A 24,785-nucleotide genomic window follows, 5' to 3' on the forward strand; every position below is an offset into this window, starting at 1 on the left:
CTGCGCAGGCTCAGCTCATCCAGTTGCCGCCGTCGACGTTGTAGGTCTGCGAGACGACGTAGTCGCTCTCGGCTGAGGCGAGGAAGATCGCCATTCCGGTCAGGTCCTCGGCCGTTCCCATGCGCCCATAGGGCACCTCCGCGCCAACCAGCTTCTTCTTTTCGCCGAGCGGGCGGTTTTCGTATTTGGCAAACAGCGCGTCGACGCCGTCCCAGTGCTCGCCGTCGACCACACCGGGCGCGATCGCGTTGACGTTGATGCCGTGCTTGATGAGGTTGAGGCCGGCCGACTGGGTAAGGCTGATGACCGCCGCCTTGGTGGCGCAATAGATCGCGACCAACGCTTCACCGCGGCGGCCCGCCTGGCTCGCCATGTTGATGATCTTGCCGCCCCTGCCCTGGGCGATCATCTGCTTTGCGGCCGCCTGCAGCGCGAACAGCGTGCCGGCAACATTGATCGAAAACAGCCGGTCATAGCTTTCGCGGGTGATTTCGACGATCGGCGCAAGGTCGAAGAGTGCTGCATTGTTGACGAGGATATCGAGGCCGCCCGCTTGCCTGACGACCGCTGCGATCGCAGCATCGATCGATGCCTGCTGCGTCACGTCCATCTCGACCGCGTAGGCGCCGGCACCGATCTCGGAGGCCGTCTGCCGTGCCCGTTCGATATTGATGTCGGCGATCGCGACCGTGGCGCCTTCGCGGATATAAGCCTCCGCGAAGGCACGGCCGATCCCCCGCGCAGACCCGGTGATCAGCGCGCTTTTACCTTCGAGCCTTCTCATCGCACTGCCAACCCCTTGTCGTCGAACCTGTGGACGCGCTGTGGGTCCGGCGTCAGGAACACGCGATCGCCGTGGGTGACGGCAAAGTCGCCGCTGACGCGCGCCGTCACCGTGCCGATGCCGTCGTCGACATTGACGTGCAGGAAGGTGTCGGAGCCGAGGTGTTCGGCGACGCCGACCGTGCCCTGCCAGCTGCCACTATCTTTGGAGAGCGCCAGATGCTCGGGGCGGATGCCCATCGTATGCGCCTGATAGGCAGAAGCCGCAGGACCAGTGACGATATTCATGCGCGGCGAACCGATGAAGCCCGCGACGAACAGATTGTCCGGCTTGTGGTAGAGGTCGAGCGGCGAGCCGACCTGCTCGATGCGCCCACGATTGAGCACCACGATCTTGTCGGCCATGGTCATGGCCTCCACCTGATCGTGGGTGACGTAAATCATCGTCGTCTTCAGGTCCTGGTGCAGCTGGCTGATCTCCAGCCGCATGTTGACGCGAAGCGCTGCATCGAGGTTCGACAGCGGCTCGTCGAACAGGAAGGCCTTCGGCTGGCGCACGATCGCCCGGCCGATCGCGACGCGCTGGCGCTGACCGCCGGAAAGCTGCCGCGGCTTGCGGTCGAGATAATCGGTAAGGTTCAGCACGCGCGCCGCATCCGACACCTTCTTGTCGATGACGGCCTTGTCCTCGCCCGCCATCTTCAGCGGAAAGGCGATGTTCGAGCGCACGCTCATGTGCGGATAGAGCGCGTAGGACTGGAACACCATCGACAGGCCGCGCTGTGCCGGCGGCAGTTCGGTGGCGTTCTTGCCATCGATGACGATGTCGCCGTCGCTGACATCTTCCAGGCCGGCGATCAGCCTGAGCAGCGTCGACTTTCCGCAACCGGACGGGCCGACGAAGACGACGAACTCGCCATTGTTGATGTCGAGGTCGATCGAGGGGATGACGGCATGGGCGCCGAAGACCTTCGAAACCTTGCTGAGTGTAATGCTTCCCATTGTCGTATCCCTTATTTGACCGCGCCGAAGGTGAGGCCGCGTACGAGCTGTTTCTGCGAGAACCAGCCGAGTATGAGGATGGGGGCGATCGCCATGGTCGAGGCGGCCGAGAGCTTGGCGTAGAACAGGCCTTCGGGGCTCGAATAGGAGGCGATGAAGGCAGTCAGCGGCGCGGCTTTCGCGGCACTGAGGTTCAGCGTCCAGAACGCCTCGTTCCAGGCGAGGATGATGTTGAGCAGAAGCGTCGAGGCGATGCCGGGGATCGCCATCGGCGTCAGCACATAGATGATCTCCTTGGAGAGCGAGGCGCCGTCCATGCGGGCGGCCTCCAGGATTTCGCCGGGGATCTCCTTAAAGTAGGTGTAGAGCATCCAGATGATGATCGGCAGGTTGATCAGCGTCAGCACAATGACGAGGCCGGTACGGGTGTCGAGCAGGCCGGTGTTGCGGAACATCAGATACATCGGCACCAGCACGCCGACCGACGGCATCATCTTGGTGGAGAGCATCCACATCAGGACGTCCTTGGTGCGCTTGGTCGGCGAGAACGCCATCGCCCAGGCGGACGGAATGGCGATGATCAGGCCGATCAGCGTCGAGCCGAAGGAGACGACGACCGAGTTCATGAAGTGCAGGAAGTAATTCGATCGGCTCTGCACCTCGTGATAGTTCTCCGTCGTCCAGTCGAAGAAGAACAGGGACGGCGGCGAGGCGATCGCCTCGGCCTCGGTCTTGAAGCTCGTCAGGAACGTCCAGAGGATCGGGAAGAAGATCAGGATGCCGATCGTCCAGGCGACGACGGTAACGACGATCTTTCTTTGGGTGGAGACATTGCGTGCCATGGTTCTCAAGCCTCCAGCGTCTTGCCGATCATGCGCATCAGGAAGAATGCGACGATGTTGGCGAGGATGACGGCGATGATGCCGCCGGCGGATGCGCCGCCCACGTCGAACTGCAGCAGGGCCTGCGCATAGACGAGGAAGGTGAGGTTCGTGCTCTGCGTACCCGGCCCGCCATTGGTCGTCACCAGGATCTCGGCGAAGACCGAGAGCAGGAAGATCGTCTGGATCAGGATCACCACGGTGATGGCGCGCGAGAGATGCGGCAGCACCAGATAGATGAAGCGGCTCCAGGCGCCGGCGCCGTCCATCTGTGCGGCTTCCTTCTGCTCTTCATCGAGCGACTGCAGGGCCGTCAGAAGGATCAGCGTCGCAAAGGGCAGCCATTGCCAGGCGACGATCAGGATCACCGACATCAGCGGTGCATTGGCGAGAAAGTCGAAGGGCTGCAGCCCGAAGAGCTTGGCCACCCAGGCGAAGAGCCCGTTGACCGGATTCATGAACATGTTCTTCCAGACGAGTGCGGCGACCGTCGGCATGATCAGGAACGGCGCGATCACCAGGATGCGCACGATCCCCTGCCCGAACATCGGCTGGTCGAGCAACAGCGCCAGTGCGATGCCGCCGACGACGGTGATGAACAGCACACCGAGCACGATCGCGAGCGTGTTGAAGATCGCCTGGAAGAAGGCGGGATCGGTGAGGAAGTAGCTGTAGTTCGAAAAGCCGGCGAACTCCTCCATCCCCGGCATCAACAGATTGTAGCGCAGGAACGAGAAGTAGATGGTCATGGCCAGCGGAACGATCATCCAGGCCAGAAGCAGAAGCACCGAAGGCGCGATCATCAGCCGTGCGGCGGAGCGGGTGTGCAAGGTCGCCATGGCGTCCCCCCAATGAAGGAATTCAATGCTGTTTCGAGATCGGGCCGGGCCGGCGCGTTTGTCCGCACGAGCCCAGTGGCCGCCTCCGGGAATTACCGGGGCGCCAGCCATTTGCGGCCGGCACCCCGGGCCCTTGGGAGCGCTATTTGATGTAACCGGCCTTGGTCATTTCGCGTTCGGTCAGCTTCTGGGCGCTGGCAAGCGCATCGTCGACGCTCATCTGACCGGCAAGGGCCGCCGAGAACTGCTGGCCGACCGCCGTGCCGAGACCCTGGAATTCAGGGATCGCCACGAACTGCACGCCGACATAGGGCACCGGCTTGACGGCCGGGTTCTTCGGATCGGCCGCGTTGATCGAGTCGAGCGTCATCTTCGCGAACGGCGCCGCCTTCTGGTACTCGGGGTTGGCGTAGAGCGAGGTTCGCGTGCCCGGAGGTACGTTCGCCCAGCCTTCCTTGTCAGCCACGAGCTTCAGATAGTCCTTGCCGGTTGCCCAGGCGATGAACTTCTCGGCCGAAGCGACCTTCTGCGAGCCGGCGGGGATCGCGAGGTTCCAGGCCCAGAGCCAGTTGCCGCGCTTGCCGAGGCCGGTGTCCGGAGCGAGCGCGAAGCCGACCTTGTCGGCAACGGTCGATTCCTTCGGGTTGGTGACGAAGGAGGCCGCAACCGTCGCATCGATCCACATGCCGCACTTGCCGGTCTGGAACAGCGACAGGTTTTCGTTGAAGCCGTTCGAGGAAGCGCCGGGCGGTCCGGCGTCGTTCATCAGCTTGACGTAGAAGTCGAGTGCGTTCTTCCATTCCGGCTGATCGAACTGCGGCTTCCAGTTCTCGTCGAACCAGCGGGCGCCGAAGGCGTTCGCGGTCGCCGTCAGGAAGGCCATGTTCTCGCCCCAGCCGGCCTTGCCGCGCAGGCAGATGCCGTAGAGTTCATTGTTCTTGTCGGTGATCTTGCGCGCCGCGTCGGCAATGAAGTCCCAGGTCGGCGCGTCGGGCATGGTGAGCCCCGCCTTCTCGAACAGGTCCTTGCGGTACATCACCATCGAGCTTTCGCCGTAGAACGGCGCAGCATAGAGCTTGCCGTCGATGGTCAGGCCGGAGCGGATCGCCGGCAGGAGGTCGTCGACGTCGTAGTCGGCGCCGAGATTGTCGAGCGGCAGCAGCCAGCCCTGCTTCGCCCAGATCGGCACTTCATAGGTGCCGATCGTCATGATGTCGTACTGGCCGCCCTTGGTGGCGATGTCGGTCGTCACGCGCTGGCGCAGCACGTTTTCCTCGAGCGTCACCCACTCGAGTTGAATGTCCGGATTCTTGGACGTGAAATCCTCCGTCAGCTTCTGCATCCGGATCATGTCGCCGTTGTTCACGGTCGCGATCGTCAGGGTTTCTGCTTGGGCCAGACCCGACAGCGCGACTGCCGAGCACGTGCCCAGCAGGAAAGTTCTCAAGTTCATCGACTTCCTCCCAGAAGAATTGAGCATTTGCCTCGCTCATGGGCAATTACTCACTTCTCGTGACAAATTGTCAATGCGCAATCGTTGCTGCGCCGCACACAGAAACATTAGAAGATTGTTTTGATTGCCGATTTTTTCTTTACGCAAGTGCGAAAGGCCGGCGCTGGGCCGGCCTTTTAACGGACGCGCTCTTTGCGATCAGGCGTTGAGCAGATAGCGCGCCGTCGCCTCATCGGTGATAAGACCGTTGATGATTCCACCCTTCACGGCCGCCCACAGCGCTTCGTACTTGCGCCGCCCCTTGGCAAGGCCGATCACCGACGCCTTGTCCCGCGAGGGAAGCGGCACCGAAGCGACGCGTTCGTTGAAGCTGCCGGAGAGCAATACGCCGTCATGGTCGAACATCCAGCCGCAGATTTCGCCGGCCGCGCCAGCTCTGGTAAGACCGGCCATCTCGTCCTGCGCCAGGAACCCGTCCTGGCAAAGCGGCGCGTCCGGGCCGAGTTCGCCGACGCCGACGAAGGCGACATTGGCTTCTGCGCCGAGCTTCAGGGCCACCTGAACCAGGCTCTGGCTGTGCAGCACTTCCCTCTCCTCCGGCGAGGCGGCGAGCACGGGCAGCGGCATCGGAAAATGCCGCGCCTTGACCGCATCGGCCATGCTGAAGATGACGTTGTAATAGGCGGCCGAGCCGTCGAGGCCGATATTGCCGGTGAGCGAAACGATGCGGTGCTGCGGACATTCCATCGGCGGCAGCTGGTCGACCGCCGCCTTCAGCGTGCGTCCGGTACCGATCGCCAACACCTGCGGCTCCGGCAACTTCAGCCAGCGCTCGATTTCGGCAGCACCCGCCTCGGCAATGCCGACGGTCGTCGAGGTCGACCCCGGATCGCTCGGCACGACCTCCACATGCTTCAGCCCGTATCTGTCGCGCAGGCCCGCCGCCGCCTCCAGACATGCGGCGATCGGATGGTCGAGCCGAACCTTGATCAGCCGCTCGGACATGGCGAGAGAAACGAGCCGCTGCGCCGATTGGCGCGAAATCCCCATGACGGTCGCGATCTCGTCCTGGGTGCGGCCGGCGACATAGTATAGCCAGCCCGCCCGGGCGGCATCATCAAGCCTGTTGTTCGCCTCGCCCCTGCGCGCCATGCCTGTTCTCCGTTCCCCCGAATGACGATGATTTTGGGTCGAACTCCCCAAAGACATCGTGATCGATTCTCTTAAGTTAGAGCGGGGAGCGGCCGAAAAACCGCAAACACCATTCCTCATCCCGCTCTAATTTGCTGCCACTATTTGTCCTGTCCTGTCAAACATCGGCCAAGAACAATGGCTTGGCGCGCCGGCAGAAAAGCCCGGGATCACAAGGCTTTCCGGTGATTTCGACCGCAAACTTTTACCGTTTGATAAAAAAATAAAGCGTGTTACCGTTCCATCATCCTGAGAAAACATTGGGAGCCAAAAATGGGAACGACACAATCTGGGATCCTCGGCGGCCGCCTGCCGCTCGGGGAGTACGAGAGCAATTTCTCCGACCTCCATCCGCCGCTCGACAAGCACGAGGCCCTCGTCGCTTCCGACCGCTGTTATTTCTGTCATGACGCGCCGTGCATGACAGCCTGTCCCACCTCCATCGATATCCCGCTGTTCATTCGGCAGATATCGACTGGAAACCCGATCGGATCGGCCAAGACGATCTTCGACCAGAACATCCTGGGCGGCATGTGCGCCCGCGTCTGTCCCACCGAAACGCTCTGCGAACAGGCCTGCGTTCGCAACACCGCCGAGGAGCGCCCGGTCGAGATCGGCCGCCTGCAGCGCTATGCGACCGACGTGGCGATGAAGGAGAACAAGCAGTTCTACACCCGCGCCGCTTCCTCCGGCCGTAAGGTCGCCGTCGTCGGCGCCGGACCGGCGGGACTGGCGGCGGCCCATCGGCTCGCCGTCAAGGGCCACGACGTCGTGATCTACGACGCCCGTCCGAAGTCGGGCGGCCTCAACGAATACGGCATCGCCGCCTACAAGTCGGTCGACGACTTCGCCCAAAAGGAAGTCGACTACGTGCTGTCGATCGGCGGCATCGAGGTTCGCAACGGCCAGGCACTCGGCCGGGAGTTCAGTCTTGCCGAGCTCTCCGAGCAGTATGATGCCGTCTTCCTCGGTCTCGGCCTCGTCGGCGTCAATGCCCTGCGCATGGAAGGCGAAAACGCCGAGGGCGTCGAAGATGCCGTCGACTTCATCGCAGCGCTGCGTCAGTCGAAGACGAAGGCCGACATCCCCGTCGGGCGCCGTGTCGTCGTCCTCGGCGGCGGCATGACCGCGATCGACGCCGCCGTCCAGGCAAAGCTGCTCGGCGCCGAAGAGGTAACGATCTGTTATCGCCGCGGCAAGGAGCACATGAACGCCTCCGAGTTCGAGCAGGATCTCGCCACCTCCAAGGGCGTCACCATCCGCCATTGGCTGCAGCCGAAGCGCATTGCCGAAAAGGACGGCAAGGTCGCAGGCATCGAGCTGGAATACACCACGCTTGAAGACGGAAAGCTGACGGCGACCGGCGAAACGGGTATCATTGCCGCCGATCAGATCTTCAAGGCAATCGGCCAGAGCTTCCTCGGAAGCGGCCTTGGCGCCCTGCAGCTTGAAGGCGGCCGTATCGTCACCGATGCCGAAGGGCGAACCTCGATCGACAACGTCTGGGCCGGTGGCGACTGCGTGCTCGGCGGCGAAGACCTCACCGTCTCGGCCGTCGCCATGGGCCGCGATGCGGCTGAATCGATCAACCAGGCCCTCGCCGCGGCAGCGCCGCATGCGAGCGCAGTTGCCTAAAGGATCGGGAGGAGAAACCAATGGCTGATCTTCGCAATAACTTCGTCGGCATCAAATCCCCGAACCCGTTCTGGCTGGCATCCGCCCCGCCGACGGACAAGGCCTATAACGTCGAGCGCGCCTTCAAGGCGGGCTGGGGCGGCGTCGTCTGGAAAACGCTCGGCGAAGAAGGACCGCCGGTCGTCAACGTCAACGGACCGCGCTACGGCGCGATCTGGGGTGCCGACCGCCGGCTGCTGGGCTTCAACAATATCGAGCTCATCACCGACCGCGACCTTTATGTGAACCTGCGCGAAATGAAGCAGGTCAAGATGAACTGGCCGGACCGGGCCCTGATCGCCTCGATCATGGTGCCCTGCGAGGAAGAGGCGTGGAAGGCGATCCTGCCGTTGGTGGAAGAAACCGGCGCCGACGGCATCGAGCTCAACTTCGGCTGTCCGCACGGCATGTCCGAGCGCGGTATGGGCGCTGCGGTCGGCCAGGTGCCGGAATATATCGAGATGGTCGTGCGCTGGTGCAAGCAGTACACGCGCATGCCTGTCATCACCAAGCTGACGCCGAATATCACCGACATCCGCAAGCCTGCCCGCGCCGCCAAGGCCGGCGGCACCGACGCCGTGTCGCTGATCAACACGATCAACTCGATCGTGTCAGTCGATCTCGACAACTTCGCCCCGAACCCGACGGTCGGCGGCAAGGGCACTCATGGCGGCTATTGCGGCCCGGCGGTCAAGCCGATCGCACTCAACATGGTCGCCGAAATCGCCCGCGATCCCGAAACCTATGGCCTGCCGATCTCCGGCATCGGTGGCATAACCACCTGGCGCGACGCGGCCGAATTCCTGGTGCTTGGCGCCGGCAACGTGCAGGTCTGCACCGCGGCGATGACCTACGGCTTCAAGATTGTCCAGGAAATGATCTCCGGCCTTTCCGACTGGATGGATGCCAAGGGTCACCGCGACCTCGACGACATCACCGGCCGCGCCGTGCCGAATGTCACTGACTGGCAGTACCTCAACCTCAACTATATCGCCAAGGCCAAGATCGATCAGGATTCCTGCATCAAGTGCGGCCGCTGTCACATCGTCTGCGAGGACACCTCGCACCAGGCGATCACCCAGTTCGTCAACGGCGTGCGCCACTTCGAGGTAATGGAAGACGAGTGCGTCGGCTGCAACCTCTGCGTCAGCGTCTGTCCGGTCGAGAACTGCATCACCATGGAAGAACTGCCGGCCGGCACGATCGACCAGCGCACCGGCAAGCCGGTCGACCCGAACTACGCCAACTGGACGACGCACCCGAACAATCCGATGGCCCGCGAGGCCGCGGAGTAAGGGCGGCCAAGCGGGTTCGCCCGCGATCGCATCGCGCAAAGCCGCCGGAAAACCCATCCGGCGGCTTTGTCTTTCAACCCTGGAATTCGACGACGACTTTGCCGAACGGCCCGCGATCGAGATGCGCCAGCGCCTCGGGCAACTCTGCGAACCGGTAGCGGGCATCGATGACCGGCCTGATCCCGGTCCGGTCGATGGCGCCGACCAGATCTTCCAGCGCCCGGCGATGGCCGACGCCGATGCCCTGGATGACCGGCGACTTCAACAGCACAAATGGCGCCGGCGCCGAGATCTCGCCGCCTTCGAGCACGCCGATGACAGAGATCCGCCCCTGCATGGCCACCGCCTGCAGCGATTTGCCGAGATTGGCGCCGCCGGCAAGCTCGAGGATATGGTCCGCGCCATGATCGCCGGTAATCGCGAGAACACGCTCCGCCCAGTCTTCCGACAGCCGGTTTACGCCATGATCGGCTCCAAGCGCACGCGCACGTTCGAGCTTTTCCTGACTGGCTGATGTCACGATCACTTCGGCCCCGTGCGCCTTGGCGATCTGCAGCCCGAACAGGGAAACACCGCCGGTGCCCTGCACGACGACGCGTTCGCCGGCTTTCGGATGTCCCCTCTCGACCAGAGCGAACCAGGCGGTCAGACCGGCGCAGGGCAAGGTACTCGCCTCGCCATCGTCGAGGCTCTCAGGTGCCTTCACGAACCAGCCTTCTGGGAAGGCGACATATTCGGAGGCAACACCCGGGTTGAGGCCCCCAAGCGCAAACGACGTCGGATGACGGGCGGTCCCCGGCTTCTGACCATCAATCCAGGTCGGATCGAAGACGGAAATCACACGATCGCCCGGCTTAAACCGCGTGACGCCGCGGCCGACCGCTTCGACCACGCCGGCCATGTCGGAACCCGGCACGAAAGGGAAGGCAAGCGGCATACCCATGCCGTTTTCCAGCACCAGCTTGTCGCGGAAATTGAGCGACACGGCGGTCGTGCGAACGAGCACCTCGCCCGCACCCGGCTCAGGAACGCGCCGCTCCGTGACCTTCAGGTTCGAGGCGCCGAACGTATCGATCGTCCATTCCTTCATCAGTCTTGCCATGGTCTTTCCTTTCATCGGTTTGATCTGATGAAGAAACCATAGCGTTGAATTTATCTCTCCAGTTGCGATATGATTTCGCCATATTGGTTCCACCAAGGATACAAAAATGAGCTACCTGAACGGAGTTTCAGTGTTCGTGGAAGCGGCCGACGCCGGCGGCTTTTCTGCAGCGGCCGAAAGGCTCAACCTATCGCGCTCGGCAGTCGGCAAAACGGTCGCCAAGCTGGAACAGAGGCTGGGCGTTCGCCTCTTCCATCGCACCACCCGCACCCAGTGCCTGACCGACGAAGGCCAGCTCTTCTACGAAAACTGCCTGAGGGCGCTCGGCGAAATCAAAGCCGGAGAGGCGCTGCTGGAATCGGGCAAACAGGAGATCCAGGGCCGCCTGCGCCTGTCGATGCCTGTGCATTTCGGCCGCCAATGCATCATGCCGCTGCTGTCGGAACTGCTGCGGCTGCACCCGCGCCTGGAATTCGACCTCAACTTCAGTGATCGCAACGTCGACCTGGTCGAGGACGGCTTCGATCTTGCCATCCGCACCGGACCACTGCGCAGCGAACCCGAGTTGATGACGCGAACGATCGCCGACCAGCGGATGACCGTGTGCGCCTCACCGGCCTATCTTGAAACAAACGGCACGCCTGAAACGATCGATGACCTGATGTCACATCAGGCGATCCTCTATCGGCGCAGCGGACAGCCGCTCGCCTGGTCCTTTCCAGTAAAGACGGGTCAGGTGCGAACCATCACGCCGCCGGCGCGGCTGCGGCTCGACGATCTGACCTCAATCGCCGACGCGGCAGCCGACGGCTTCGGCATCGCCTGGCTGCCATGCTGGCTCGCGGGCAATCGCATCGCCTCAGGCTCGCTCGTGCGGATTCTCGCCGATGCGCCGGCGCTCTCCTATGGCACCTACGTCGTCTGGCCGAAAACCCAATACATGCCGCCAAAGTTGCGCCTGCTCATCGATACCCTTGCGGCGCGCCTGCCGGCCATGATGGAATGAAGCAAGCGGTAGCCGCTGTTTCCGGTGCTGCCATCACAAGCCAAAAGCATGGGGAGTTCGACATGCAGGCCAACCCGATCGAACTCTGGCACCGAACCCCGCTGAATAGCGTTCCCCGCCGATAACGAACAGGACACGAAAACGAAACAGATTGTGTAAAAATGGTAAGTTGTCGGCCCGCGCGATCTGGATAATAAGGGAGAACTCACACGGGGTGCGTGACGTTCGATCAGGGATCGGCGACGCATCTTCCGACGGTTTTGAAACTGCGGCCGGACAAAGCTCCGGCAGAGCCGGACTTTTGCTTGACGATCATTTCGGCCAACCGACGCAAGCGAATGCACCTCGTCTCCGGGGCGATACTCGGTTCGTTCGTGCTGGCCCATTTCTTCAACCATTCGCTCGGTCTCATTTCCATCGAAGCGATGGAAACCGCCCGTAAGGCCTTCAATCTCATCTGGCATAGCGTCCCCGGCACGGTGCTGCTCTACGGCGCCCTGCTGGTGCATTTCGCCATGGCGCTCGAAAGCATCTACCGCCGGCAGACGCTCAGAATGCCGGCGCGCGAAGCGCTGAAGATCATCTTCGGTCTCAGCCTGCCGTTTTTGCTGATCGGCCATGTCACCGCCGCGCGCGTCGAACCGCTCTTCACAGGCGTCGATACGGATTACCCGGACATGCTCCGGATACTCTGGTCGAACTCGGTCAACGCCATCAGGCAATCGGTCGCCCTCTTGCTCGTCTGGGGCCATGGTTGCCTTGGCGCCTGGTTCTGGATGCGCGGCCGCGCCTGGTTTCCGCGCTATGAAATCCTGCTTTACACAGTCGCAATCCTCTTGCCGATCTTCGCGTTGCTCGGCTTCGTCAGCGGCGCCCGCTCGATCGAGAGCAATTATGAAGAACACGGTGGCTACGGCGACAGGGCCTACACCAAGCCGGCGGTCGATCTCACGCTTCTCGAGGACATCCGCCTCGGCCTCTATCTCGGTTTCGGTGGGCTGATCGGTGGCACCTTCCTGCTGCGGGCCATGCCGAAGGGTGGCCGCATTCGCGTCCGTTATCCCGATGGCCGGACCGCGACCGTCAATCTCGGCTTCAGCGTTCTGGAAGCAAGCCGCGCCGCCGGTATCCCGCATGTCTCGGTCTGCGGCGGCCGCGGGCGTTGCTCGACCTGCCGCGTCCGCGTCATCCAGGGCTTGGAAGACCAGCCTGCTCCTGAGGACGCCGAGCTTGCGACGCTGACCCGTATCGGCGCGCCCGACAATGTCCGTCTCGCCTGCCAGTTCCGCCCTGTGCACAACGTGACGGTCGTGCCGATCCTCGACAGCGACAGCCTCGGCATCAAGAAACAGATCGGACGCGAGGGCGGCGAAGGCCGGGAGCGACGCATCGCCGTGCTCTTCTGCGATATGCGCGGCTTTACCAGCATTGCCGAACACAAGCTGCCCTTCGACACAGTGTTCCTGCTCAACCGCTACTTCGAGATGGTGGGCGAAGCGGTCGAGGATTCCGGCGGCGTCATCGACAAGTTCATCGGCGATGGCGCGCTCGCGATCTTCGGCCTCAAGAGTTCCTACACCGAGGCCTGCCGGCAGTCGCTCGCCGCCGCCGTGCGGATCTCCAAGGGCATCGAGACGCTCAACCAGACCTTCCGCGGCGAACTCGACGAACCGCTGCGCATCGCGATGGGGCTGCACTCCGGCCCCGCCATCATCGGTGAGATCGGCTATGGCCAGGCGACGTCGCTGACGGCGGTCGGCGACACGATCAACACCGCCAGCCGCTTGGAGGGCCTCGCCAAAGAGCACGACGTGCAGCTCGCCGTCTCCGCCGAACTCGTCAATCGGGCGGGTCTCGTGATCGAAGGACACGAGCGGCTGGACATCGGCCTGCGCGGCCGGCAGGCGACACTCGAAACCTGGATCGTCGAGGATGCCGCGCGAATCTCCGCGGCCTTGCAACCAACGCCGTCAAACGCTTAGGTTGGTATCCCCGCCCTCATACTCCCCGGAATCGTGAATGAAGCAGGACGTATCCCCGAAAACGCCCCATCAGGTTCACGCCAAAGGCATCGAGAAGCTGAGGGCACATCTGGCGATGATGAGCTTTTCCATTTTGATCGCCGGTTCCTTCTCTTTCGGTGGTCTTGCAACCCAGCACATGGGCGCCGGACCGCTGACGCTCTGGCGCTATCTGCTGACTGTCATCGTGCTGGGGCTGATGACCTTCGGCTATGCGCGCGTGCCTTTTCACTTCCCCAAGCAATCGTGGCGCTTCGTGATCCTCGGCGGCCTGATCGCCGTCTACATGCTGACGATGTTCAAGGCGCTGGAATTCACCAACCCGGTTTCCACCGGCGCGGTCTTCACCCTGATGCCGTTGCTCAGCGCCGGTTTCGCCTGTCTGCTGCTCGGCCAGCGCACGCGCCCGGGCGTGCTCGCGGGCCTCATCATCGCAGCCCTCGGCGCCGTCTGGGTGATCTTCCGCGCCAATATCCAGGCGATCCTTGCCTTCGATATCGGCCAGGGCGAGCTAATCTTCTTCGTCGGCGTCGTCTGCCACGCGATCTATGTGCCGCTGATCCGCAAGTTCGGCCGACAGGAAAACCCCTTCGCCTTCGGCTTCTGGGTCGCGGTCTTCACCGTGCCCTGGCTGCTGGTGCCCGGTGGCATCGGTCTCATCACCACGGACTTTACAGCGCTTCCCGCGATCGTCTGGGTCGCCGTCCTCTATCTCGCCGTCGTCACCACCGCCATCACCTTCCTGCTGCTGCAATATGCTTCGATGCGGCTGCCGGCATCCAAGGTGCTCGGCTATGGCTATTTGACGCCGAGCTTCATCATTCTGCTCGAAGGGCTGCTCGGCCACGGCTGGACCAGCCTGCCGGTTCTTGCCGGCGCGCTGACCACGGCCTGCGGCCTGCTCCTGATGGCGCTGCTGCCCGATTGAAGATGTGCGGGCGGCTCAGGCCGCCGGCTGCTCGCTGACCTGCAGCCCGTCGACAAAGAGCCGCTCCAAAAAGCGCGCTGCGTCTTCGAACCGTCCCTCGCCGGCATTGCCCTGGCCAAGCACGGCGCGTACCTGCACGTCGAAGTCGGCATAATGCTGGGTCGTTGACCAGATCGCAAAGATCAGGTGGTAGGGGTCGCATTTGGCGATCTTGCCGGCTTTCGCCCAGGCGCGGATCACCTCCGCCTTCTCGTCGACCAGCGCCTTCAACGGCCCCTTGAGCTCGTCCTCGATATGCGGAGCACCCTGCAGCACCTCGTTGGCGAAGAGCCGGCTTTCGCGCGGATAGTCGCGGGCCATTTCGAGCTTGCGCCGGATGTAGCTGCGGATCTCGGCGACCGGATTTCCCTCGGCATTGAACTCGCGCAGGGGATCGAGCCAGGTATCGAGCACCCGGTCGATCAGCGCCCGGTGCATCGCTTCCTTCGTGCGGAAATAATAAAGCAAATTGGGCTTCGACATGCCCGCCACTTCGGCGATCTGGTCGACGGTCGCGCCGCGGAAACCATTGGCGGAGAAGACTTCAAGCGCCGCTTCCAGAATGCGCTCTTCTTTCTCTTCCTGGATGCGTGTCCGCCTCTGGGTCCTGGCCGCTCTCGGTAGTACCATCTGTCCCCCTGGCGATCCCCGCGCGCCTCGCCGCGCAAGAACCGATCTGCCCAATTTCCGGCCTCGCCATCTTCTTGGGCAACAACTTCGTTTTTTTGCTTTTCCGGCTTGAGTGCCGCAATGGAAGTTGTAATGTTTACCAACCGGTCAAATTATCAGCCAGTTCACCGCCAAAGGCAACGGCTGATCGAAGGGCACCAGAAAAAACCAAGCCTGGATTTGACCAAGGGAACATAAGGGCGCGCCGATTGAGGCAAGGCCCTGAAAAGATGAGGAGACCGCCGTGGCTGCACCTGGCGAGAACATGCGTGTCAATGCCGACCGCCTGTGGGATTCACTTATGGAAATGGCCAAGATCGGCCCTGGCGTTGCTGGCGGCAATAACCGCCAGACATTGACCGACGCGGACGCCGAAGGGCGCCGGTTGTTCGAGTCCTGGTGCGAGACGGCCGGCCTCACCATGGGCGTCGATAGTATGGGCAACATGTTCTTCACACGCGCCGGCACCGACCCGGACGCTCTGCCCGTCTATGTCGGTTCGCATCTCGACACCCAGCCGACCGGCGGCAAGTTCGACGGTGTGTTGGGCGTGCTCTCCGGCCTCGAAGTCATTCGCTCGATGAACGACCTCGGCATCAAGACCAAGCACCCGGTCGTCGTTACCAACTGGACGAACGAGGAAGGCGCACGCTTCGCGCCGGCCATGCTCGCCTCCGGCGTCTTTGCCGGCGTGCACAGCCAGGACTTCGCCTATGGCCGCAAGGATCCGGAAGGAAAGACCTTCGGCGATGAATTGAAACGCATCGGCTGGGTCGGCGACGAAGAGGTCGGCGCCCGCAGGATGCATGCCTATTTCGAATACCATATCGAGCAGGGCCCGATCCTCGAAGCCGAGGGGAAGGACATCGGCGTCGTCACCCACTGTCAGGGCCTCTGGTGGCTGGAGTTCACGCTGACGGGACGCGAAGCCCATACCGGCTCGACGCCGATGAACATGCGCGTCAATGCCGGCCTCGCCATGGCCCGCATCATGGAAATGGTCCAGAGTGTTGCCATGGTGAACCAGCCGGGTGCCGTCGGTGGCGTCGGCCAGGTGGTCTTCTCCCCCAATTCCCGCAACGTTCTGCCGGGCAAGGTGGTCTTCACCGTTGATATCCGCTCGCCCGACAAGGAGAAGCTCGATCGCATGCGCGCCAGGATCGAGGCCGAAGCGCCAAAGATCACCGAGCCGCTCGGCGTCGGCTGTTCCATCGAGGCGATAGGCCACTTCGAACCGGTGACCTTCGACCCGAAACTGGTTACCGCCGTGCGCGATGCCGCCGAACGGCTCGGCTACAGCCACATGAACATCATCTCGGGCGCCGGCCACGACGCCTGCTGGGCCGCCAAGGTGGCGCCGACGACGATGATCATGTGCCCTTGCGTCGGTGGCCTCAGCCACAACGAGGCGGAGGATATCTCCAAGGAGTGGGCCAGCGCCGGCGCCGACGTCCTCTTCCACGCCGTCGTCGAAACGGCTGAAATCGTCGAATGAGTTTGCGGGCGGGACGAAAGTTCCGCCCTTTTTCGTGGCGGCCGCCTACTGCATAATTCCTTAAATCGGGATCGATTTAAGGGGAAATTATGCAGCAAATCTAAAATGCTACAGCGACCTTAGCGCGTATTAAAACACGCGCGGCGCTGTAGGCGCCGGAAGCGCAATCGCGAGGATCAAGTACCATGAGCACTGTCATCAAGGGTGGAACCATCGTCACGGCCGACCTGACCTACAAGGCGGACGTCAAGATCGAGGGCGGCAGGATCGTCGAGATCGGCCCCAATCTTTCCGGTGACGAGACGCTGGATGCGAGCGGCTGTTTCATCATGCCGGGCGGCATCGACCCGCACACCCATCTCGAAATGCCCTTCATGGGCACCTATTCCTCGGACGATTTCGAAAGCGGCACGCGTGCGGCACTTGCCGGCGGCACGACCATGGTGGTCGATTTCGCGCTGCCCTCCCCCAACCAGTCGCTGCTCGAAGCGCTCACCATGTGGGACAACAAGTCTACCCGCGCCAACTGCGACTATTCCTTCCACATGGCGATCACCTGGTGGAGCGAGCAGGTCTTCAACGAGATGGAGACCATCGTTAAGGACAAGGGCATCAACACCTTCAAGCACTTCATGGCCTATAAGGGCGCGCTGATGGTCGACGACGACGAGATGTTCTCGTCCTTCCAGCGCTGCGCAGCCCTCGGCGCGCTGCCGCTCGTGCACGCGGAAAACGGCGATGTCGTCGCCCAGCTCCAGGCGAAGCTGCTTGCCGAAGGCAACAACGGTCCGGAGGCACACGCCTATTCGCGGCCGGCCGAAGTCGAGGGCGAAGCAACCAACCGCGCGATCATGATCGCCGACATGGCCGGCTGCCCGGTCTATATCGTGCACACCTCCTGCGAGCAGGCGCATGAGGCGATCCGCCGGGCCCGCGCCAAGGGCATGCGCGTCTTCGGCGAGCCGCTGATCCAGCATCTGACGCTGGATGAAACCGAATATTTCAACAAGGACTGGGACCATGCGGCCCGCCGCGTGATGTCGCCACCCTTCCGCAACAAGCTGCATCAGGACTCACTCTGGGCCGGTCTCGCCTCGGGCTCGCTGCAGGTGGTCGCGACCGACCATTGCGCCTTTACAAGCGAACAGAAACGCTCCGGCCTCGGCGACTTCACCAAGATCCCCAACGGCACCGGCGGTCTCGAAGACCGCATGCCGATGCTCTGGACCCATGGCGTCAACACCGGCCGCATCACCATGAACGAGTTCGTGGCGGTCACCTCGACCAACATCGCCAAGATCCTCAACATCTACCCGAAGAAGGGCGCGATCCTCGTCGGCGCCGATGCCGACCTGGTCGTCTGGGACCCGAAGCGCACCAAGACCATCTCGGCCAAGAACCAGCAGTCGGCGATCGACTACAACGTCTTCGAGGGCAAGGAGGTGAAGGGCCTGCCACGCTACACGCTGACCCGCGGCGTCGTCGCGATCGAGGAAAGCACGATCAAGACCCGCGAAGGCCACGGCGAATTCGTCCGCCGCGATCCGTTCCCGGCCGTCAGCTCCGCTCTTTCTACCTGGAAGGAAGTCACGGCACCGCGCGCCGTCCAGCGCACCGGCATTCCGGCGACCGGCGTCTGAGGCCTCATGTTTCGCGGCTTGCACGTCTTCGCGCCGCTCTGTCCCACCGGACATGCCCTGCCAGATCGGCGGGGCACTTCGGCGCGGGTGGCGTCAGGCATGCACGAGCGCGTCGAGCTCGGGCAGAAGCATGACGCTTTCCAATTGCTTCGGGTCCGTGCGCGCAATGACGGCCGAACAGGGCTCATTCGAACGGTTCTCCGGCAGGTGTGGCATGCCGGCGGGGATATAGACCATGTCACCGGCCCGGGCGACGACGTGTTCCTCCAGCTTCTCGCCAAACCAGGTCCAGGCCTCGCCCGAAAGCACATAGATCGCCGTCTCGTGGCTCTCGTGCAGATGCGCCTTGGCGCGCGCGCCGGGCGGGATCGTGACGATATGCATGCTGAGGCCAGTCGCACCTACGGTCTCCGCCGCAATGCCCTCGAAATAGTTGAGCCCCTGCTGGCCGGCCTGCACGCCTTCAGGACGAACCACGCGACAGCCCGGATTGGATGATCGAGACATGACTGTTCTCCAGAATTCCCTGAAAAACCAGCAACAAACGGCTCCGCACCCAAATCCGCGATTGCATGTTGCCGGTCCGGATAGCAGTCTGACACAGACCAGCCAGAATGAGTATTCGCCGATGACGTCCAATACCGCATCCGTGGTTTCGGCCCGGGACCTCTGCCTGACTTTCGAAACCGCCGATGGACCGGTGCATGCGCTGACCGGCGTCAATCTGGACGTCGCCAAGGGTGACTTCGTTTCCTTCATCGGCCCGTCCGGCTGCGGCAAGACGACGTTTCTCAGAGTGATCGCCGATCTCGAAAAGGCGAGCTCCGGCAAGATCAGCGTCAACGGTATGACGCCCGAGGAAGCGCGCAAGCAGCGCGCCTATGGCTACGTGTTCCAGGCGGCAGCGCTTTATCCCTGGCGCACGATCGAGAACAACATCGCCCTGCCGCTGGAGATCATGGGCTATTCGAGGGAAGAGAAGAAGGCGCGCATCGAGCGCACGCTCGACCTCGTCAACCTCACGGGCTTCGGCAAGAAATATCCCTGGCAGCTGTCTGGCGGCATGCAGCAGCGCGCCTCGATCGCCCGTGCACTCGCCTTCGATGCCGATCTGCTTTTGATGGACGAACCCTTCGGCGCGCTCGACGAGATCGTCCGCGATCACCTCAACGAACAGCTGTTGAAGCTCTGGGCCCGCACCAACAAGACGATCTGTTTCGTTACCCACTCGATCCCCGAGGCCGTCTACCTCTCAACCAAGATCGTGGTGATGAGCCCGCGTCCCGGCCGCGTCACCGACGTCATCGAATCGACGCTGCCGCGCGAACGCCCGCTCGGCATTCGCGAGACGCCGGAATTCTTGGAGATTGCCCATCGCGTTCGCGAGGGCCTGCGCGCGGGACACAGCTATGACGAATAGTGCCGTGATCCGCCCGGCCGAACGGACCGACATGGCCGCCTGCGCCGGCATCCTCAACCGCTGGATCGACGCAACACCGTGGATGCCGCGCGTGCACGATCATGCCGACGTCGAGCGCTACTACGCCGACACGGTGTTTGCCGAACGCAGGGTGATCGTGGCGGAGCGGAAGAACGACGTCGCCGGCTTCCTTGCGCTTTCCGACGACCGCTACGTCACGGCGCTCTACATCGACGCGCCTCACCGCGGCACCGGCATCGGCTCGCAGCTCGTGCAGGCCGCCAAGGACTTGTCTCCGGAAGAACTCAATCTCTGGACCTTCGAACACAATCGTGACGCCCAGCGCTTCTACCAGCACCAGGGCTTCGAAGTCGTGCGGCGCACGGACGGCGACAACGAAGAGAAGCTGCCGGATATCCACTATCGCTGGCAGGCCAAGGAGATGCAGGCATGAACCTCGCCTTTGGCCTCTGGATGCTCTTGGCAACGACGATCTTTCTCGGCGGCGCGACCGCCTCGCGCGCCTATGTTTCGAATAATCACCTCGGTATGCTCGTCCTCGCGCTTGGGCTCTACGTCATCGGCAACATCATCATGGTGAAGCTGATGCGCGAAGGTGGCCTCGGCCTCGCAATTTCGCTTTCGGCGCTCGTACAGCTCGTGCTCGTCAACATCATCGCCTTTGCGGTCTTTGGTGAACGGTTGAGCCTCACACAGGCCGCCGGTGTCCTTCTCGGCATCGTCGCCATGGGTCTGATGTTGTTGCCCGCAAGCGGAAAGGCGTGACAATGCAGGAACCAAGCTTCCTCAGGGACAAGTTGCTGCCGGTCGGCACCGTCGTCGTGCTGCTGATCGCGCTCTGGTACGTCGCAGTCGTCTTCCTGAACGCGCCCTTCGAGCGCGACACGGCCGCGCGTGCCGGCACCGAAATCACCTTCTCCGAGATCATGCGCAACACCATGGCGCAGGAACGCCCGGTGCTGCCGGCGCCGCACCAGGTGATCGCCGAGATCTGGGACACGACATTCAACAAGGCAATCACGTCGAAACGCAGCCTCGTCTACCACGCCTGGATCACGCTTTCGGCGACCCTGCTCGGCTTCGGCATCGGTGCAGCACTCGGCATCCTGCTCGCGGTCGGCATCGTGCACAACCGCGCCATGGATCGTTCGCTGATGCCGTGGGTGATCGCCAGCCAGACGATCCCGATCCTCGCCATCGCGCCGATGATCATCGTCGTCTTGAACGCCATCGGCATCTCGGGCCTGCTGCCGAAGGCGCTGATTTCCACTTACCTTTCCTTCTTCCCCGTCGTCGTCGGCATGGTGAAGGGGCTACGTAGTCCGGAAACGATCCAGCTCGATCTGATGCACACTTATTACGCCTCATCGGCACAGACCTTCTGGAAGCTGCGCTGGCCGTCGTCCATGCCCTATCTCTTCACCTCGCTGAAGGTTGCCGTTGCCATCTCGCTGGTCGGCGCGATCGTTGGCGAGCTGCCGACCGGTGCTGTCGCCGGCCTCGGCGCCCGCCTGCTCGCCGGTTCCTATTACGGCCAGACGGTGCAGATCTGGGCGGCCCTCTTCATGGCGGCAGCACTCGCCGCTGTCCTCGTCATGATCGTCGGCTTTGCCCACACCGCCGTCCTGAAGCGCATGGGAGCCAAGCCATGAACCTGCCAGTCCTTGCAGCAGCGATCATCTTCTGGCTCGCCGCCTGGGCCTTCAACGAGTGGCTGGTGCGCCAAAAATTCCAAAGCGACGTCGCCAACAGCGCCGCACGATTTGCCGTGCCCTTGCTCTTCGGCATCACCATCCTGGTTCTCTGGGAAGGCATCGTTCGCGGCTTCTCCGTGCCGTCCGTGCTGCTGCCGGCACCCTCCATGATCTGGCAGAAGCTGATCAATTCGCTGCCGACGCTTGGCGCCGACTTCCGCCAGACCTTCCTGAAGGCGGTGCTGATTGGCTACGCGCTCGGCTGCGGCCTCGGCTTTGCCGTCGCGATCCTCATCGACCGCTCGCCGTTCCTGCAGAAGGGCCTCTTGCCGCTCGGCAACTTCGTCTCGGCCCTCCCCGTCATCGGCGTCGCGCCTATCATGGTCATGTGGTTCGGCTTCGACTGGCAGTCGAAGGTCGCGGTCGTCGTCATCATGACCTTCTTCCCGATGCTGGTGAACACGGTCGCCGGCCTTGCCGCCGCCAGCCACATGGAGCGCGATCTGATGCGCACCTATGCGGCGTCCTGGTGGCAGACGCTCGTCAAGCTGCGCCTGCCGGCCGCCTGGCCGTTCATCTTCACCGCGCTGAAGATCAATTCGACACTGGCGCTGATCGGCGCCATCGTCGCCGAGTTCTTCGGAACCCCCATCGTCGGCATGGGGTTCCGGATTTCCACGGAAGTGGGACGCATGAATGTCGACATGGTCTGGGCCGAGATCGCCGTCGCGGCGGTCGCAGGCTCCGCCTTCTACGGGGTGGTCGCGCTCATCGAGCGCGCTGTCACCTTCTGGCATCCTTCCATCCGCGGAGGGCGCGCCTGACGCATACTGCCTGAGCAATTCCAGAAAAAGTGTGAAACGGTTTTCCGTCCGGAATTGCGCAGTTGAAAGAAAATGAAACAAAAACAAGAGGGAACTGACATGAACAAAAGACTTGCATCGCTTCTCGCCGCAGGCGTCTTTTCGCTGGCAGCGTTCCAGGCTGAGGCCGCCGAGAAGGTGACACTGCAGCTGAAATGGGTGACCCAGGCGCAATTTGCCGGCTACTACGTCGCCAAGGACAAGGGCTATTACGAGGAGGAAGGTCTCGACGTCGACATCAAGCCCGGCGGTCCTGATATCGCACCGGCACAGGTGATCGCCGGCGGCGGCGCCGATGTGATCGTCGACTGGATGCCCTCTGCCCTTGCCACCCGCGAAAAGGGTGTCGCGCTCGTCAACATCGCCCAGCCCTTCAAGAAATCGGGCATGATGCTGACCTGCCTCAAGGAAACCGGCGTCACCAGCCCCGACAAGTTCAAGGGCCAGACCCTCGGCGTCTGGTTCTTCGGCAACGAGTATCCGTTCCTCTCCTGGATGGCGCATCTGAAGATCCCGACGGATGGCGGCCCGAACGGCGTCACGGTCCTGAAACAGGGCTTCAACGTCGACCCGCTGATCCAGAAGCAGGCCGCCTGCATCTCGACCATGACCTATAACGAATACTGGCAGGTCATCGACGCCGGCATCAAGCCGGACGACCTCGTTACCTTCAAATACGAGGACCAGGGCGTGGCGACGCTCGAAGACGGCCTCTACGTGCTTGAAGACAAGCTCAAGGACGCCGCCTTCAAGGAAAAGATGGTCAAGTTCGTGCGCGCCTCGATGAAAGGCTGGAAATTCGCGGAAGAGAACCCGGATGAAGCCGCAGGCATCGTGCTCGAAAACGACTCCACCGGCGCCCAGACGGAAAAACACCAGAAGCGCATGATGGGCGAAGTGGCCAAGCTCACGGCCGGCTCGAACGGCGCGCTGGATGAGGCCGACTACAAGCGCACGGTGCAATCGCTGCTCGCGGGCGGCTCCGATCCCGTGATCTCCAAGGAGCCGGAAGGCGCCTGGACGCACGAGATCACCGATGCCGCACTGAAGTAGACATCGCCAAATCGTCAGAAGAGGGTCGCACGATCGTGCGGCCCTCTTCCGTTTTCTCGGCGGCCGTTCGCATCCGCCAAATTGCTGCCGGGTACCGGGCGTGGGGGTGGTAACCCTGGAAGCAACGGCGCTACCCTTGCTTGCCATTGTCAAGATCGTGTCAAGATCGCAACCATAACCGCAGAACAGGTCGAATATTGAGGCACCATCGCTTCATGCGCACTTGTAAGCGTCGAAGGCCGAGATTACATAGGCCCCGATGTTTGTTGGAGGCAGGCATGGTGGAGGGCACCCTTTTCCCGATGTTTTGCCTGCGGTAACCGGTCCCAGTTCCGCCCGCGTCTACGGTCTGATACCGTGCACGCGGAGCGCGAAATGAGGAAAGCGCAGTCTCCTGTCCCCGCGCAATCCGCCGGGGCGAGATGTCGGCGTGATAAAATCGCCTGATTGCCCGTGGATCCTGCATCGAGCGGTGATCCGCTCGATGTTGTTTCCATTGCCGGGACTGTGAAGCCGATGGCTCTAAAAGTACTGCCCGTTCTCAGCGTGTGCGCTGCGATGACCTTTGGTTCGCTTTCGTCCGTCTGGGCGGAGGAAGCGACGCAACCGAAGCCGACGCAAAACCTCCCCTCCATCGTTGTCACCACAGCGGTCGACCAATCGATCAGCGACCGCGTCGTTGCGACCGGCACCATCCAGGCGGTCGAGCAGGTCTACGTCGCCCCCATGGTCGAGGGCCTTTCCATCCGGACACTCAATGTCGATGTCGGCGACAAGGTCGAAGCCGGCAGCGTGCTCGTGGTCCTGAACGACGACGCCCTTCGCCTGCAAAAAAGCGAACTCCAAGCGTCGCTTGCCAAGGCGGAGGCCGGGCTTGCTCAACTGAACGCACAGCTCAGCGAAACCAGGGCGAACGCTGACGAGGCCAAACGCGTCAGCGACCGCGCTGCGGGACTTTCGAAGAACGGCACGGTTTCGACGGCTGAGGCCGACCGGGTGCGGGCGCTCGCGATTGCGACGCAGGCACGCGTCCTTTCGGCGGAGCAGGCCGTCGCCGTCGCCAATGCCGACATCAAGGTGGCCGAAGCGCAGATCGACGACATCGACCTTCGCCTCGCTCGTACCGAGGTAAAGGCGCCCGTCGCCGGCGTCATCTCCGCCAAGAACGCCAAGGTCGGCGCGATCGCCACCGGCAATAGCGAACCGCTCTTCGCCATGATCCGCGATGGCGCGATCGAGATGAAGGCAGATGTTGCCGAAGCCGACATCATCAAGCTCGCCGTGGGCCAGCCGGCAACCGTGACGCTCGCCGGCGGCAACACCAAGGTCGAGGGCACCATCCGCCTGATCGCCCCGACCGTCGATCCCGTCAGCCGCCTCGGAACCGTCTTCATCAACCTGGCGGATACCGAGAAGGCACGCGCCGGCATGTATGCAAGCGCGCTGATCACCGCCCAACAGAAGCAGACAGTGGTCCTGCCGCAAACGGCCGTTACCAATGAGAATGGCCGCACGATCGTCCGCAAGGTCGAAAACGGCGTCATCCGCATCCTGCCAGTCAAGACAGGGATTTCCGACGGCAAGTTCATCGAAGTCCTCGAAGGCTTGAAGGCTGGCGAGGAAGTGGTGGCGAGGGCCGGAGCCTATGTCCGCGACGGCGACCGCATCAACCCCGTCAAGTCCGCTGAACCAGCGACCAACTGACAGGAACCGTGA

General features: G+C 62.7%; 23 protein-coding genes. 14 read left to right on the top strand and 9 right to left on the bottom strand.

The window, feature by feature from the left end:
• Positions 1-10: 10 nt before the first annotated feature.
• The 6 genes from IB265_RS12795 to IB265_RS12820 all read right to left on the bottom strand — a co-directional run bounded on the left by IB265_RS12795 (position 11) and on the right by IB265_RS12820 (position 6,110).
• Entirely contained in the window at positions 11-784 is a 774-nt protein-coding gene (locus IB265_RS12795) for an L-iditol 2-dehydrogenase (RefSeq protein ID WP_057249063.1), read from the bottom strand.
• Positions 781-1,785, bottom strand: a complete 1,005-nt coding sequence (locus IB265_RS12800) for an ABC transporter ATP-binding protein (RefSeq protein ID WP_057249062.1) — start codon at positions 1,783-1,785, stop codon at positions 781-783. The genes IB265_RS12795 and IB265_RS12800 overlap by 4 nt, the downstream gene beginning before the upstream one ends.
• Positions 1,786-1,796: 11 nt before the next feature.
• The gene (locus IB265_RS12805; protein ID WP_057249061.1) at positions 1,797-2,627 is read right to left on the bottom strand and encodes a carbohydrate ABC transporter permease; all 831 of its coding nucleotides are present in this window, start codon (positions 2,625-2,627) and stop codon (positions 1,797-1,799) included.
• 5 nt (positions 2,628-2,632) lie between these two features.
• Positions 2,633-3,505: a carbohydrate ABC transporter permease gene (locus IB265_RS12810; protein WP_057249060.1), complete on the bottom strand. Its 873-nt coding sequence runs from the start codon at positions 3,503-3,505 to the stop codon at positions 2,633-2,635.
• A gap of 142 nt (positions 3,506-3,647) precedes the next feature.
• Positions 3,648-4,958: a sugar ABC transporter substrate-binding protein gene (locus IB265_RS12815; RefSeq protein ID WP_057249059.1), complete on the bottom strand. Its 1,311-nt coding sequence runs from the start codon at positions 4,956-4,958 to the stop codon at positions 3,648-3,650.
• A 198-nt stretch (positions 4,959-5,156) separates the two neighbouring features.
• Entirely contained in the window at positions 5,157-6,110 is a 954-nt protein-coding gene (locus tag IB265_RS12820) for a sugar-binding transcriptional regulator (protein WP_057249058.1), read from the bottom strand.
• A gap of 312 nt (positions 6,111-6,422) precedes the next feature.
• Here IB265_RS12820 and IB265_RS12825 point away from each other — a divergent pair, with 312 nt between their 5' ends.
• Complete coding sequence (locus IB265_RS12825; protein ID WP_057249057.1) at positions 6,423-7,784, top strand: NAD(P)-dependent oxidoreductase; 1,362 nt, start codon at positions 6,423-6,425, stop codon at positions 7,782-7,784.
• Between the two features lie 20 nt (positions 7,785-7,804).
• Entirely contained in the window at positions 7,805-9,118 is a 1,314-nt protein-coding gene (gene preA / locus IB265_RS12830; protein WP_057249056.1) for an NAD-dependent dihydropyrimidine dehydrogenase subunit PreA, read from the top strand.
• Between the two features lie 73 nt (positions 9,119-9,191).
• On the opposite strand, the gene IB265_RS12835 is transcribed toward preA, so the two are convergent.
• On the bottom strand, positions 9,192-10,220 hold the full coding sequence (locus IB265_RS12835) for an NAD(P)-dependent alcohol dehydrogenase (RefSeq protein ID WP_192494807.1): 1,029 nt from the start codon (positions 10,218-10,220) through the stop codon (positions 9,192-9,194).
• Between the two features lie 106 nt (positions 10,221-10,326).
• Between IB265_RS12835 and IB265_RS12840 the strand changes: the two genes are divergently transcribed.
• From IB265_RS12840 to IB265_RS12850, 3 genes are all read left to right on the top strand, one after another.
• On the top strand, positions 10,327-11,226 hold the full coding sequence (locus IB265_RS12840; protein WP_057249054.1) for a LysR family transcriptional regulator: 900 nt from the start codon (positions 10,327-10,329) through the stop codon (positions 11,224-11,226).
• A 305-nt stretch (positions 11,227-11,531) separates the two neighbouring features.
• The gene (locus IB265_RS12845) at positions 11,532-13,208 is read left to right on the top strand and encodes an adenylate/guanylate cyclase domain-containing protein (RefSeq protein WP_057249128.1); all 1,677 of its coding nucleotides are present in this window, start codon (positions 11,532-11,534) and stop codon (positions 13,206-13,208) included.
• A 37-nt stretch (positions 13,209-13,245) separates the two neighbouring features.
• On the top strand, positions 13,246-14,175 hold the full coding sequence (locus IB265_RS12850) for a DMT family transporter (protein WP_192494808.1): 930 nt from the start codon (positions 13,246-13,248) through the stop codon (positions 14,173-14,175).
• Positions 14,176-14,190: 15 nt separating this feature from the next.
• On the opposite strand, the gene rutR is transcribed toward IB265_RS12850, so the two are convergent.
• On the bottom strand, positions 14,191-14,844 hold the full coding sequence (gene rutR, locus IB265_RS12855) for an HTH-type transcriptional regulator RutR (protein ID WP_057249052.1): 654 nt from the start codon (positions 14,842-14,844) through the stop codon (positions 14,191-14,193).
• 283 nt (positions 14,845-15,127) lie between these two features.
• On the opposite strand from rutR, the gene IB265_RS12860 reads away from it, so the two are divergent.
• Positions 15,128-16,378, top strand: coding sequence for a Zn-dependent hydrolase (locus tag IB265_RS12860; RefSeq protein WP_093234882.1), 1,251 nt, complete (start codon positions 15,128-15,130; stop codon positions 16,376-16,378).
• 185 nt (positions 16,379-16,563) lie between these two features.
• Entirely contained in the window at positions 16,564-18,018 is a 1,455-nt protein-coding gene (hydA, locus tag IB265_RS12865; RefSeq protein ID WP_057249050.1) for a dihydropyrimidinase, read from the top strand.
• A gap of 93 nt (positions 18,019-18,111) precedes the next feature.
• On the opposite strand, the gene IB265_RS12870 is transcribed toward hydA, so the two are convergent.
• Positions 18,112-18,525, bottom strand: coding sequence for a cupin domain-containing protein (locus IB265_RS12870; protein ID WP_057249049.1), 414 nt, complete (start codon positions 18,523-18,525; stop codon positions 18,112-18,114).
• A 121-nt stretch (positions 18,526-18,646) separates the two neighbouring features.
• On the opposite strand from IB265_RS12870, the gene IB265_RS12875 reads away from it, so the two are divergent.
• From IB265_RS12875 to IB265_RS12905, 7 genes are all read left to right on the top strand, one after another.
• The gene (locus tag IB265_RS12875) at positions 18,647-19,438 is read left to right on the top strand and encodes an ABC transporter ATP-binding protein (RefSeq protein ID WP_057249048.1); all 792 of its coding nucleotides are present in this window, start codon (positions 18,647-18,649) and stop codon (positions 19,436-19,438) included.
• On the top strand, positions 19,428-19,892 hold the full coding sequence (locus tag IB265_RS12880) for a GNAT family N-acetyltransferase (RefSeq protein WP_057249047.1): 465 nt from the start codon (positions 19,428-19,430) through the stop codon (positions 19,890-19,892). The genes IB265_RS12875 and IB265_RS12880 overlap by 11 nt, the downstream gene beginning before the upstream one ends.
• Positions 19,889-20,224: a hypothetical protein gene (locus IB265_RS12885; RefSeq protein WP_057249046.1), complete on the top strand. Its 336-nt coding sequence runs from the start codon at positions 19,889-19,891 to the stop codon at positions 20,222-20,224. Before IB265_RS12880 ends, IB265_RS12885 begins: the two co-directional genes overlap by 4 nt.
• Positions 20,225-20,226: 2 nt before the next feature.
• Positions 20,227-21,111 carry an ABC transporter permease gene (locus IB265_RS12890; protein ID WP_057249045.1) on the top strand — a complete coding sequence of 295 codons (885 nt, stop codon included), beginning with the start codon at positions 20,227-20,229 and terminating at the stop codon, positions 21,109-21,111.
• Positions 21,108-21,977, top strand: a complete 870-nt coding sequence (locus IB265_RS12895) for an ABC transporter permease (protein WP_057249044.1) — start codon at positions 21,108-21,110, stop codon at positions 21,975-21,977. Before IB265_RS12890 ends, IB265_RS12895 begins: the two co-directional genes overlap by 4 nt.
• Before the next feature lie 99 nt (positions 21,978-22,076).
• Entirely contained in the window at positions 22,077-23,069 is a 993-nt protein-coding gene (locus tag IB265_RS12900) for an ABC transporter substrate-binding protein (protein ID WP_057249043.1), read from the top strand.
• 516 nt (positions 23,070-23,585) lie between these two features.
• Complete coding sequence (locus tag IB265_RS12905; RefSeq protein WP_057249127.1) at positions 23,586-24,773, top strand: efflux RND transporter periplasmic adaptor subunit; 1,188 nt, start codon at positions 23,586-23,588, stop codon at positions 24,771-24,773.
• Positions 24,774-24,785: the final 12 nt, after the last annotated feature.

The sequence above is a fragment of the Ensifer sp. ENS10 genome (assembly GCF_014852025.1).
Lineage (GTDB): Bacteria > Pseudomonadota > Alphaproteobacteria > Rhizobiales > Rhizobiaceae > Ensifer.

Coding starts and splice junctions, on each gene's coding strand:
- IB265_RS12795 (WP_057249063.1), bottom strand. CDS start 784: ATGAGAAGGCTCGAAGGTAAAAGCGCGCTGATCACCGGGTCTGCGCGG.
- IB265_RS12800 (WP_057249062.1), bottom strand. CDS start 1,785: ATGGGAAGCATTACACTCAGCAAGGTTTCGAAGGTCTTCGGCGCCCAT.
- IB265_RS12805 (WP_057249061.1), bottom strand. CDS start 2,627: ATGGCACGCAATGTCTCCACCCAAAGAAAGATCGTCGTTACCGTCGTC.
- IB265_RS12810 (WP_057249060.1), bottom strand. CDS start 3,505: ATGGCGACCTTGCACACCCGCTCCGCCGCACGGCTGATGATCGCGCCT.
- IB265_RS12815 (WP_057249059.1), bottom strand. CDS start 4,958: ATGAACTTGAGAACTTTCCTGCTGGGCACGTGCTCGGCAGTCGCGCTG.
- IB265_RS12820 (WP_057249058.1), bottom strand. CDS start 6,110: ATGGCGCGCAGGGGCGAGGCGAACAACAGGCTTGATGATGCCGCCCGG.
- IB265_RS12825 (WP_057249057.1), top strand. CDS start 6,423: ATGGGAACGACACAATCTGGGATCCTCGGCGGCCGCCTGCCGCTCGGG.
- preA (WP_057249056.1), top strand. CDS start 7,805: ATGGCTGATCTTCGCAATAACTTCGTCGGCATCAAATCCCCGAACCCG.
- IB265_RS12835 (WP_192494807.1), bottom strand. CDS start 10,220: ATGGCAAGACTGATGAAGGAATGGACGATCGATACGTTCGGCGCCTCG.
- IB265_RS12840 (WP_057249054.1), top strand. CDS start 10,327: ATGAGCTACCTGAACGGAGTTTCAGTGTTCGTGGAAGCGGCCGACGCC.
- IB265_RS12850 (WP_192494808.1), top strand. CDS start 13,246: ATGAAGCAGGACGTATCCCCGAAAACGCCCCATCAGGTTCACGCCAAA.
- rutR (WP_057249052.1), bottom strand. CDS start 14,844: ATGGTACTACCGAGAGCGGCCAGGACCCAGAGGCGGACACGCATCCAG.
- hydA (WP_057249050.1), top strand. CDS start 16,564: ATGAGCACTGTCATCAAGGGTGGAACCATCGTCACGGCCGACCTGACC.
- IB265_RS12870 (WP_057249049.1), bottom strand. CDS start 18,525: ATGTCTCGATCATCCAATCCGGGCTGTCGCGTGGTTCGTCCTGAAGGC.
- IB265_RS12875 (WP_057249048.1), top strand. CDS start 18,647: ATGACGTCCAATACCGCATCCGTGGTTTCGGCCCGGGACCTCTGCCTG.
- IB265_RS12880 (WP_057249047.1), top strand. CDS start 19,428: ATGACGAATAGTGCCGTGATCCGCCCGGCCGAACGGACCGACATGGCC.
- IB265_RS12885 (WP_057249046.1), top strand. CDS start 19,889: ATGAACCTCGCCTTTGGCCTCTGGATGCTCTTGGCAACGACGATCTTT.
- IB265_RS12890 (WP_057249045.1), top strand. CDS start 20,227: ATGCAGGAACCAAGCTTCCTCAGGGACAAGTTGCTGCCGGTCGGCACC.
- IB265_RS12895 (WP_057249044.1), top strand. CDS start 21,108: ATGAACCTGCCAGTCCTTGCAGCAGCGATCATCTTCTGGCTCGCCGCC.
- IB265_RS12900 (WP_057249043.1), top strand. CDS start 22,077: ATGAACAAAAGACTTGCATCGCTTCTCGCCGCAGGCGTCTTTTCGCTG.
- IB265_RS12905 (WP_057249127.1), top strand. CDS start 23,586: ATGGCTCTAAAAGTACTGCCCGTTCTCAGCGTGTGCGCTGCGATGACC.